This is a genomic window from Allobosea sp. 05T433 (assembly GCF_056396065.1).
Window position 1 is genome coordinate 1 of record NZ_JBFTKS010000142.1, and the last position, 370, is coordinate 370.

1 protein-coding gene and 1 pseudogene are annotated in these 370 nt (G+C 58.9%); one reads left to right on the top strand and one right to left on the bottom strand.

Going from position 1 to position 370, the window contains the following annotated elements; genetic code table 11:
* A pseudogene (locus tag AC1DGP_RS35405) lies at positions 1 to 149 on the top strand (IS481 family transposase); the annotation flags it as partial.
* Positions 150 to 221: 72 nt separating this feature from the next.
* Here the strand turns inward: AC1DGP_RS35405 and AC1DGP_RS35410 are convergent.
* On the bottom strand, positions 222 to 370 hold a 149-nt coding region (locus AC1DGP_RS35410; protein ID WP_476833313.1), incomplete at its 5' end, for a transposase.

Here is a 370-nt window from a genome sequence, read left to right on the forward strand (position 1 = left end):
TGGTCTTCGTTACCGCCTACAACTTCGCCAAGCATCTCAAGGCGCTGCGATGGCGAACGCCCTATCAGGCCATCTGCGACGCCTGGATCAGTGACCCGTCACCCTTCAAAATCAATCCGCACCATCTCATCCCGAGACCGCACACCTAGGAGCCCGTCCGAGTAACGATTTTGGGGCGATTATGACGGGAAGGCTGGGCGCGAGATTTCGGTGCCCGGTCGTCATCTTGAGGCTTTTGCAAGCTTCAGGAGGTTGTGAGCGGTACAGATCATTGCCCATTCGCCTCGGACCTGATCGAGACCGCGCAGGAGCAACTGCCGGAAGCCTCTGGCTTGCTTGATCTGCCCGAACACCGGCTCGACCACCTGCT